5 protein-coding genes are annotated in these 4,241 nt (G+C 71.3%); 2 read left to right on the forward strand and 3 right to left on the reverse strand.

Annotation, left to right across the window (positions count from 1 at the left end):
- Positions 1–163: 163 nt before the first annotated feature.
- Positions 164–1,321, forward strand: coding sequence for an acyl-CoA dehydrogenase family protein (locus FNH08_RS45830; protein ID WP_322726518.1), 1,158 nt, complete (start codon positions 164–166; stop codon positions 1,319–1,321).
- Between the two features lie 104 nt (positions 1,322–1,425).
- Complete coding sequence (locus FNH08_RS45835) at positions 1,426–2,304, forward strand: acyl-CoA thioesterase (RefSeq protein ID WP_152777586.1); 879 nt, start codon at positions 1,426–1,428, stop codon at positions 2,302–2,304.
- A 7-nt stretch (positions 2,305–2,311) separates the two neighbouring features.
- Here the strand turns inward: FNH08_RS45835 and FNH08_RS45840 are convergent, their stop codons facing one another.
- From FNH08_RS45840 to FNH08_RS45850, 3 genes are all read right to left on the reverse strand, one after another.
- The gene (locus FNH08_RS45840) at positions 2,312–3,103 is read right to left on the reverse strand and encodes a phosphatase (RefSeq protein ID WP_152777588.1); all 792 of its coding nucleotides are present in this window, start codon (positions 3,101–3,103) and stop codon (positions 2,312–2,314) included.
- A gap of 73 nt (positions 3,104–3,176) precedes the next feature.
- Positions 3,177–3,362, reverse strand: coding sequence for a hypothetical protein (locus tag FNH08_RS45845; RefSeq protein WP_152777590.1), 186 nt, complete (start codon positions 3,360–3,362; stop codon positions 3,177–3,179).
- Between the two features lie 20 nt (positions 3,363–3,382).
- A partial coding sequence (locus FNH08_RS45850) for a PucR family transcriptional regulator (protein ID WP_194238852.1) occupies positions 3,383–4,241 on the reverse strand: 859 nt, incomplete at its 5' end.

Genomic DNA, 4,241 nt, shown 5'->3' on the forward strand with positions numbered 1-4,241 from the left:
GGGTAGGGGCGGCGGGGGCGAAACAACCCCGGGTCCGCCCCCTCAACCGTGACGAGCGTTACTGCAGGGGTGGTCTGGACGGGTGTTCGTACTCGCCGGTACCGTTGCTGACTGAGCAAGCGCTTAGACAAGTCAGAAACGTACGCAGGTGGAGGTGGCGGCGGTGCGCCGTACGGTGTTCAACGAGGACCACGAGGCGTTCCGGGAGACCCTCCGGGCCTTCATCGAGGCCGAGGTCGTCCCCGTCTACGACGAGTGGTTCGCCGCCGGCCAGGCGCCGCGCGACTTCTACTACAAGCTCGCCGACCTCGGCGTCTTCGGCATCCGCGTCGACGAGGAGTTCGGCGGCGCCGGCATCGACTCGTACAAGTTCGAGGCCGTGATGTACGAGGAGACCGCCCGCGCGGGCGTCACCTTCGGCGGCTCCGGCGTGCACGTCCTGCTCGGTCTGCCGTACATCAAGATGCTCGCCACCGACGAGCAGAAGAAGCGCTACCTGCCGAAGTTCGTCACCGGCGAGGAGATGTGGGCCCTCGCCATGACCGAGCCGGGCACGGGGTCCGACCTCGCCGGCATGAAGACCACCGCCAAGCTCTCCGAGGACGGCACGCACTACGTCCTCAACGGCTCCAAGACCTTCATCACCGGTGGCGTCCACGCCGACCGGGTCATCGTCTGCGCCCGCACCTCCGCGCCCTCCGCCGAGGACCGCCGCCACGGCATCTCCCTCTTCGCCGTGGACACCAAGTCCGAGGGCTACTCCATCGGCCGCAAGCTCGACAAGCTCGGACTGAAGACCTCCGACACCGCCGAGCTCGCCTTCGTCGACGTCAAGGTGCCTGTCGAGGATCTGCTCGGCGAGGAGAACAAGGGCTTCTACTACCTCGGGCACAACCTGGCCTCGGAGCGCTGGGGCATCGCCTACGGCGCGTACGCGCAGGCCAAGGCCGCCGTCCGGTTCGCCAAGGAGTACGTGCAGGACCGCACCGTCTTCGGCAAGCCGGTCGCCCACTTCCAGAACACCAAGTTCGAGCTGGCCGCCTGCCAGGCCGAGGTGGACGCCGCCGAGGCCGTCGCCGACCGCTCGCTCGAAGCCCTCGACGCCGGTGAGCTCACCCCCGCCGAGGCCGCCTCCGCCAAGCTGTTCTGCACCGAGGTCGCGCACCGCGTCATCGACCGCTGCCTCCAGCTGCACGGCGGCTACGGCTTCATGAACGAGTACCCGATCGCCCGCCTGTACGCGGACAACCGCGTCAACCGCATCTACGGCGGCACCAACGAGATCATGAAGTCGATCATCGCGAAGGACATGGGCCTCTAGGTCGCCCAGGTCCCCGGCCGCCGCGTCGTGTGATCTTCAACCAATCTCTACTCGTGGGTAACAATCGGCGGCCCGCTGTAACAAGGGGCTGGCAGACTCACGGCATGAGTCAGGCACCACTGCAGTCTCTCCTCGATCTGCTCGACCTGGAGCAGATCGAGGAGAACATCTTCCGCGGCCAGTCCCGGTCCGGAGTCGTCCCCCGCGTCTTCGGCGGACAGGTCGCGGCCCAGGCCCTCGTCGCCGCCGGGCGGACGGTCCCCGAGGACCGCCTCGCCCACTCCCTCCACGCGTACTTCCTGCGCATCGGGGACGCGGGCGCGCCCATCGTCTACACCGTCGACCGCATGAACGACGGCCGGTCCTTCACCACCCGCCGCGTCGTCGCCGTCCAGCACGGGCAGCCCATCTTCGCGCTGTCGGCGTCCTTCCAGCGGTACGAGGAAGGGCTCGACCACCAGGCGCCGATGCCGCCCGCACCCGATCCGGCGACCCTGCCCACCGCCGAGGAGAGACTGCCCTCGTACGGTCTGGACCCCGAGATCGTGGAGAAGTTCCTGGAGGCGCGGGCCGCCGTCGACCTGCGCTACGTCGACGACCCGCCCTACGGCCGGTACGGGCAGCCGCGTGAACCGCACTCCCAGGTGTGGTTCCGCGCCAACGGCAAGCTCGACGACGACCCCCTCCTGCACGTCGTCCTCGCCACCTACGTCTCCGACATGACCCTCCTGGACTCCATCCTGCTCGCGCACGGGCGCGGCGGCTGGGCCGTGGGGGACGTCGTCGGGGCCTCGCTCGACCACGCGATGTGGTTCCACCGTCCGTTCCGGGCCGACGAGTGGCTCCTGTACGACCAGGAGTCGCCGTCCTCGTTCGGCGGGCGCGGGCTCGGCCAGGGCCGTATCTACACGCAGGACGGGCAGCTGGCGATCTCGGTGATCCAGGAAGGGGTCGTGCGCGTACCGCGAGGGGAGGCCCGCTGAGCGGCGCTCAGTCCGTGAGGCCCGCCTGGTCCAGCAGGTACGCCGTCATCGGGTCGTAGTAGCGCGGGCTCAGCACATGGTCGTCCAGCGGGACCGTGACCTGGACGGTGCCCTCGGACTCGGCGAGGAAGAGGGCCGGGTCGTTGCAGTCCGCGTAGCCCACGGAGTCGACGCCGTGCTGGCCCGCGTAGCCGGCCCAGCCGTGGTCGGCGACCACCAGGTCGGGCAGCGGGCGGCCCTCGCGCTCCATGGCGGTGAGGATGGCCTTCATCGGCTCGCCGGAGTGGGTGTGCCACAGGGTGGCGCCGTGCTCCAGGACGGACACGTCGGCGAACTGCACGACGTACCCCTCCTCCGTCTGCAGATCCTCCGGGATCACCACGATCTCGCAGCCCGCGGCGCGCAGTGCGGCGGCCGTGGCGCGGTGCACGTCGAGCAGGCCGCCCGGGTGGCCGGTGGCGAACAGGACGCGCTGCTCGCCGTCCGCGGCCTTGCGCAGCCGCGCCGCCATGCGCTCCAGCGCGGCCACCGTCAGCTCGGGGTCGATGGTGTCCTGCCCGTAGCGGTGCTCCGCGTCGTCGTTCACGCCGACTCGCTCCGCCATCACCGCGAGGACGTCCTGCTCGTCGGTCCAGCGGTCGCCGAGCTCCAGGCCCAGCCAGTAGTGGCGGTTGCCGTTCGACAGCTGGCGGTAGTGGGAGAGGTTGTTCTCGCGGGGCGTCGCGACGTCGCCCGCGATACGCGTCCGGACAAGGTGGTCGACGAGTTCGGCGCGGCTGGGGGTCCCGGGTATCGGCATGCCTCCCATTGTGAGGCAGACAACTGGGCGGTACGCCGACGTCCCGAACGCTGGGACGCGGGTCACTCGATGCTCAGGCACCCGTCCGCTCGTCAGCCGCGCCACGCGCTGCGGCTGCCTTCTTCCGCCGCCACCAGGTGCCGAGGCAGACGACGAGCCCGATCACCGGGAGCAGAACGGCCGCCCCCCTGACGGTGCCCTCCGCGCCTATGAGCAGCGTGTTGAACAGCACCACGCCGATCGACGGATCTTCCCCCACCTCTCAACCCCCGGGATCCACTAGTGGCGGAGCGCGAACCACAATTCCATGCGTACGTCCGGGTCGTCGAGGTCCGTGCCCAGCAACTTCGCGCAGCGGGCGACGCGTTGGCGGACGGTGTTGCGGTGGACGGAGAGGGCCACCGCCGTACGGTCCCAACTGCCGTGCAGCGAGAGCCAGGTGCGCAGGGTCTCCGTGAGCGCGGGGGTGCCGGCGACGGGTGCGAGGAGGGCGCGGGCGTGGGAGGCCGCGTCCTCGGCGGGGACGAGGTCGGCCAGGGCGGACCGCGCCGCGTGGTGGACCAGTGGCGTGCGGGTGGCACGGGCGCGGGCCAGGGCGCGGGCGGCCTGGGTGTCGGCCAGGGGCCACTCGTGGGGGCCCACGGGCGCGCTCACCCCGCAGGTCCAGCCCGGCTGCGGGGGCACTTCGCGGCCGGCCGGGACCAGGACGCGTACGAGGTCATGGTCCAGGTCCACGAGCGGGGAGCCGAGGGCGGTACCGAGCGCGGCGGCGGCCATGGCGTCGGGAGCGTGCGCGTCCGGGCTGACGTGCGCGTCCGGGCTGGCGTGCACGACGACCCATCGCTCGGCTCCGAGCAGGGGCGCGACCGCCTCCGGCGCGGCCCCCAGCAACAGCCGCACCAGCGCCGAGGAACGCGCCGCCCCCGCCCCGCTGTGGTGCTCGCCGGTGATCAGGGAGAGGAGCACGGCGGCGACCGAGGCGATCGTGTGGTCCCCGGTGTCACGCCGGGGCACCGCGACCCCGAGCACGAAGCCCTGCCCGGCGCCCAGGGCGTACGCGGCGAGATGGGTGCCCGCGATGGTGTCGGTGGCGGAGGAGGGCGCGGGGGCGGGGGCGTGGCGTGCCACTGTCCCGTCG

Source organism: Streptomyces spongiae (assembly GCF_009377185.1).
Classification (GTDB): Bacteria; Actinomycetota; Actinomycetes; order Streptomycetales; family Streptomycetaceae; genus Streptomyces; species Streptomyces spongiae.